This is a genomic window from uncultured Cyclobacterium sp., assembly GCF_963976465.1.
Classification (GTDB): domain Bacteria; phylum Bacteroidota; class Bacteroidia; order Cytophagales; family Cyclobacteriaceae; genus Cyclobacterium.
This window is the reverse complement of sequence record NZ_CAXBOC010000481.1, coordinates 1-4,196: the sequence shown is the minus strand read 5'-3', so window position 1 is coordinate 4,196 and position 4,196 is coordinate 1. Positions and strand designations below refer to the sequence as shown.

The 4,196-nt window shown below is 37.5% G+C and carries 3 protein-coding genes and 1 pseudogene; 2 read left to right on the top strand and 2 right to left on the bottom strand.

The genetic code is table 11. From position 1 onward, the window contains the following. A pseudogene (locus AAC037_RS20690) lies at positions 1–296 on the bottom strand (hypothetical protein); the annotation flags it as partial. Continuing rightward, positions 296–1,660, bottom strand: coding sequence for a sigma-54 dependent transcriptional regulator (locus AAC037_RS20685; RefSeq protein WP_339905288.1), 1,365 nt, complete (start codon positions 1,658–1,660; stop codon positions 296–298). The pseudogene AAC037_RS20690 and the gene AAC037_RS20685, both read right to left, overlap by 1 nt. A gap of 400 nt (positions 1,661–2,060) precedes the next feature. Between AAC037_RS20685 and AAC037_RS20680 the strand changes: the two genes are divergently transcribed. Both AAC037_RS20680 and AAC037_RS20675 read left to right on the top strand, forming a co-directional pair. Continuing rightward, a complete protein-coding gene (locus AAC037_RS20680) occupies positions 2,061–3,407 on the top strand; it encodes a TolC family protein (protein ID WP_339905287.1) in 1,347 nt (448 codons plus the stop codon). Positions 3,408–3,411: 4 nt separating this feature from the next. Continuing rightward, positions 3,412–4,196 (top strand): biotin/lipoyl-binding protein (locus tag AAC037_RS20675; protein ID WP_339905286.1); only part of this gene is annotated, 785 nt, incomplete at its 3' end.

Below are 4,196 nucleotides of genomic sequence, written 5' to 3'. Positions count from 1 at the left end.
CTATCATCTGAAGAAAACCCAAATTTAACTTTCATAATAAAAGAAAAAATAGGAACTTTCTCCGGGAACCGAAGTGTGAAATCTTCATTCCTGATGGCATCAAAAAAATAAGCGATTTTTCTATTAGTTTTATTTATATAGGAGATCAGATAATAAGTTTGAAAACCAATGCTTAAAACCATTGCGCCACTGAGCCAAAACCATTGGCGGATTAAAAACCAGGCAGCTCCTAAAGCAACTAAAGTAATAATTAGTATCCTGGTAATCACTTGAAAATAAAAATTTCTGCTGGCCATCAATCTCTGGATTTCTTTATTTTATTGTACAAGGTCTGCCGGGATATACCAAGACGCTCTGCAGCAAGGGTATAGTTTCCTTCACAGTCCTTCAAGGCTTTCTCTATCATTAAGGCTTCCATTTCTTCCAAAGAACCAGGGAAGGTATCAAAAGAGGATATGGCTGCTGAATTTAAAAAAAAGTCTGATGGTTTCAACACATTACCTTCACTGAGAATCACAGCCCTTTCCATGGTATGTTGTAACTCACGAACATTTCCAGGCCACTTGTATTTCATGAGTTTATCTTCTGAAGATTGATTGATACGCAGGCCAGGCTTCCCATATTTATGCATGAATTTCTCTAAAAAATATTGACTCAATACCATGATGTCATCTCCTCTATTTCTTAAAGGGGGGACATCTACATGTATGGTGTTGATCCTGTACATTAAATCTTCCCTAAAAAGCCCATCACTCACCATTTTTTCCAGGTCACAGTTCGTAGCACAAAGGAGTCTTATATCTACCGGAACAGGTTTATTTGAGCCAACTTTCACAATGGTTCTGTTTTGGATAGCGGAAAGCAATTTGGTCTGCATTTTTAACGAAAGGTTACCAATTTCATCCAGGAATAAGGTGCCGCCATCTGCAGCTTCAAATTTTCCAGTTCTTTCTTCTTTGGCATCAGTAAATGCTCCTTTAATATGACCGAATAGTTCACTTTCAAAGAGGGTTTCTGAAATAGATCCCATATCCACCCCAATAAATATTTCTCCTCTTCTTTGTGAACACCTGTGTATTTCCCTTGCAATAAGCTCTTTACCGGTTCCATTTTCACCCGTTACTAATACATTTACATCCGTTTGGGCTACTTTCCTTGTAAGTTTCAATGCTGATTTTATGGCTTCAGATTGACCAATTATCGCATGGTTGTGTTGATTGATTACCTGTTTAAGGTTGTGTTCTTTCTTTTGAAGTTCTATGACTTGCTTTTGAGATTTTCGCAGCTGGTGAGCCGACCTGACGGTTGCCAGCATACGTTCATTGCTCCAGGGTTTTAAAATAAAATCTACTGCTCCATTTTTAATTGCCTTTACAGCCAGGTCTATAGAACCGTAGGCTGTCATCATAATTACAGAGATGTAAGGGGCTTTATCTTTGATCTGTTTGAGCCAAAAAAGTCCTTCATTGCCGGAATTGACACCCGCAGAAAAATTCATATCCAACAAAACAATATCTAAATCTGCGAAACCAGGATAAGATGGAATTTTGTTGGGATTGTAAAGTGTGGACACATGTTTGTATTCGAACTGTAATAGAATCTCCAAAGCACTTAACATGCTCTTGTTGTCATCAATCACAAGGATTTTAGCATCGATCATCTGTATTTCAAATTTTTAGGTTTCTAAATACTTGAGTTCGACCCAATTTTTCAAAAAATTGTTATCTGCAGGCTTTGAGAGTGCTTAACATAGTGAAAGCCGTGGGAATTTTCAGCAAAGCGAGACTGACACACCCTTTCTCACCTCAATATCCCCTAAAAAGGCTTAGTAGTGACAATTTAATCCGTTTTTTATAAAATTCTTAACCTCGAACTCAAGTTAAAACTATAAATAAGTTGTACAACCTGCTAAAAAGTGTCAAAATTTTTGACAAATCACGTACAATTATTTTACATCCTAGCACAATTTTTTATACAAAAACAATGTAAGTATCTGTAAATCAGAGGAGTGAATTTTCTGGCATGTGGCTGGTATAGGTGTTTGTCAGAAATATTAACCTATGGTACTAAAATTAAAAGCATTTCTACTTCTACTAAGTTTTTTCACCTTGAAGGTTCATGCCCAGGAAGCCTGGTCTTTGGAAGAGTGCGTGGCTTATGCCTTGATACATAACCTTGAAGTAAAGGATTTTGAATATGTTTCCCAAGCTGAAAATGAAAATTATAGGCAATCTATAAGAAATCTTCTTCCCCAAATAGATGCCTATACTGGTTATAATGTAAATTATGGTAGAAGTACCGACCCCTTTACAAATGATGTGGTCACCAACGAGTTTTTCTCTAATAGTTATTCTTTAAATTCTTCAATTGATTTGTTCCAGGGGTTTTTAAAATTAAATGCCATTAAAACTTCGCGATTTATTTATGAATCGAGTCTTCAGGAAACTTTGCAACAAAAGTATCTGCTGGCTTTTCGAGTGATGCGTGCGTTTTACGATGTTCGTTTTTTTGAAGAATTGGTAGCGGTTGGAAAAGAACAGGTGATGGCTTCGCAGGCAAATTATGATTTGGTAAAAAGACAAATCGAATTGGGTCTAAAAGCAGGTGCTGACCTATACGAATCAGAATCCCTTTTATTGTCAGACAAACTGGGACTTACCCAAAGTGAAAACAAACTAGCCATCGCCAAACTTGAATTGATGGCAGCTATGAACCTGGAGGAAAGAGAAAACTTCTCAATAGAAAGTAAAAAGAAAGAAGATAGTTTTGAGATGGTTTTTCAATCCATTCATACTGACTCCATTTACCAACAAGCTGAAAGCTTTTTGCCCATGCTTAAAGCACAGGAGTATCGGGTAAGTGCCGCAAAGAAACAAGTGGATGTTTCTCGTGCTTATTTATATCCCTCGATTTCTCTATTTGCCAATATTGGTACCGGGTATTTTCAAACAACCAGAGACACTTTAGGCAATACGATCGAGTTTAGAAATCAGATCAGGGACAATACCTACAGGACTATAGGACTAAGTTTAAATATTCCGATCAGTAGGGGATGGTCTACAAGGTCACGAATAAAACAAAGCAAAATTGAACTTCAAAGATCAGAAAACAACTTGAAAATTCAAAAACAGGAAGTGTACAATGATATTCAGCAATTGGTGGTAGAAAACAAAGCTTTACGGAATGAATACACACAAAGCCGTCAGAAAATAAAGGCCCAGGAACTCACCTTTGTCATTGCTCAAAAGAGGTATGAGAAGGGGCTTGTAAGTATATTAGAACTTACAAGTGCTAAAAACTTATTCTCGGCAGCACAGAATGAAAATTTGGAAGTCGGCTTGCGCTTAGAAGTGAATAACAGTACCATCGATTTTTATAGGGGATTGTCCCTTTTTAACATTCAATAACATTATGGATATTATACTTGAAAAGAAAAGAGGTTTAAGACCCAAACACTACGGATATATTGCCTTGGCAGCACTGCTGGTTTTTGCAGGCTATCAGCTGTGGTTTACCAATACTGTTTCCACTTTCCGAACTGAAAAAGGCAAATTATCCATAGGAGAAGTTCAGCAAGGTAAATTTGACGATTACATTACCATCAATGGCAGGGTGGCTCCAATTGCAACTATCTATATGGATGCCTATGAAGGAGGTCGTGTGACAGAAAAATTGATAGAAGAAGGGGCTATTGTGAAAAAAGGTGACATTATTTTGACTTTAGAAAACCGAAGTCTGTATGAACAAATTCTCGCAAGCGAAAGTAACCTGGCCTTAAAGCAGAATGACCTTCGTTCCACAAAATTAACCTTTGATTCCAGGCAAGTGGAAGGTAGGAAATCCTTAGCAACTGCAAGCACTAATTTACACCGTTTTAAAAGAAACTACGAGCAGAATAAATCCCTCTATGAGGAGGAGTTGATTTCCAGAGAAGAATACCTTATAGCCAAGGAGAATTATGAGCTTTCTGAAAAACAATATGAGATTGTAAAACTTCAGACAGAGCAGGACAATGAATTACGGGAGACTTCCTTAAAAGGGCTTGATACAGATTTGGAGCGGATGGAAAAAACATTGTCCATGGTTTATGAACGCCTTGATCATTTGAATGTACGGGCACCTGCCGACGGTCAATTGGGCTTTTTAGATGCGGAAATTGGCCAAAGCATAGCACAGGGAGAACGAATAGGACAGAT